The sequence below is a fragment of the Desulforegula conservatrix Mb1Pa genome (assembly GCF_000426225.1).
Lineage (GTDB): Bacteria > Desulfobacterota > Desulfobacteria > Desulfobacterales > Desulforegulaceae > Desulforegula > Desulforegula conservatrix.
Genome location: NZ_AUEY01000171.1, coordinates 1 through 1,576 on the forward strand (window position 1 = coordinate 1; position 1,576 = coordinate 1,576).

A 1,576-nucleotide genomic window follows, 5' to 3' on the forward strand; every position below is an offset into this window, starting at 1 on the left:
ATTCCTTTTGCCATTCTTCTGCTCCTTTTTTTTGATGTTCTAATAAAGCAGATTTTCACTTAAATGGCTGTCCAATTTTTCCAGACCAGCTCTGGTGTCGATGGGGATGCACAGCGGATAGGCCAGTTGACCTGGATGCTTTTTCTTAAAGTGTTTGACCAGCGTGAAGAGGAATGGGAAGGCGATTTTGAGGATCGCGGGGGAATTTATGAATCTCCCCTGCCAGAAGAGTGCCGCTGGAGAAGTTGGGCAAAATATCTCCCCAGCTCTGATGGAAAACTGGCTCCGCAGATTGCCGCCAGTGACCTTATTGCCCATGTAAATGAAAAAGTTTTCCCGGGCCTAAGAGAAATTTCCCTCGACACGATCGATGATGATAAAAGCAGGGCAAAGGCAAAAGTTGTTCGTGAAGTCTTTGTGGACTCAAACAACTATATGAAGTCCGGAACTTTGATGCTGGGCGTTATAGAAAAACTGGACGAAGCCATCGACTTTCACGACTTTAAAACCAGGTCGAACCTTGGGGATGTTTATGAAAAAATCCTCAATGACCTGAGAAGTGCGGGCAATGCAGGTGAGTTCTATACTCCCCGCGCCGTAACGCATTTTATGGTGCAGATGGTTAATCCTGTTCTTGAAAAGCGTGAAACAGTGCTTGACCCTGCCTGCGGTACCGGCGGATTCCTCACCGCAACCATTGATCACTTCAACACTCAGATTGACACAAAACCAAGCGCCGAAGATAAAAAGGCCATTGAATCCTGTATTCACGGTATTGAAAAAAAACAGTTGCCCCACCTGCTCTGTACCACCAATATGATGCTCCACGGCATTGATGTACCATCCCAGATAGAACACAAAAATACCCTGGCAAAAGCCTGGAACGACTGGTCAAGAAATGAAAAAGTGGACTGCGTTATCACCAATCCTCCCTTTGGCGGAATGGAAGAAGATGGAGTTGGAGCTGATTTCCCATCCGATCTGCGTACCCGGGAAACCTCAGACATGTTTCTCACCCTTATTGTAAATAAACTGCTGAAAGATGGCGGACGCGGGGCCATAGTTCTTCCTGATGGCAATCTCTTTGGTGAAGGAGTAAAGGCAAAGGTAAAGCAGCTTTTGCTGGAAAAATGCAACCTCCATACTATTATCCGTCTTCCCAATGGCGTTTTTGCACCATACACCGGCATTAAAACCAATCTGCTTTTTTTTACCAAAGGAAAACCCACAGACACCATCTGGTACTACGAGCATCCATATCCGGCTGGATATAAGAGCTATTCCAAAACCAAGCCAATTACCCTCGAAGAGTTTCAGGCTGAAAAAGAGTGGTGGGGAAAAGAATCAAACGGCTTTGCAGGCCGTGTGGAAAGTGAATATGCCTGGAAGGTGGATTTTAAATCCCGCAAGCTTGAGGCTGAGGCAAAAGCAAAACCCCACTGGGATAAAGCTGAAGAGCTGAACAATCAGGCAGCCGATCTTGAGAGCTGGTCTGGAAAAATTGGACAGCCATTTAAGTGAAAATCTGCTTTATTAGAACATCAAAAAAAAGGAGCAGAAGAATGGCAAAAGGAAT

General features: G+C 45.6%; 1 protein-coding gene. It reads left to right on the top strand.

Going from position 1 to position 1,576, the window contains the following annotated elements:
• Nucleotides 1-63: 63 nt before the first annotated feature.
• On the top strand, nt 64-1,521 hold the full coding sequence (locus K245_RS25900) for a class I SAM-dependent DNA methyltransferase (RefSeq protein WP_084156486.1): 1,458 nt from the start codon (nt 64-66) through the stop codon (nt 1,519-1,521).
• The last annotated feature ends 55 nt before the right edge of the window (nt 1,522-1,576 follow it).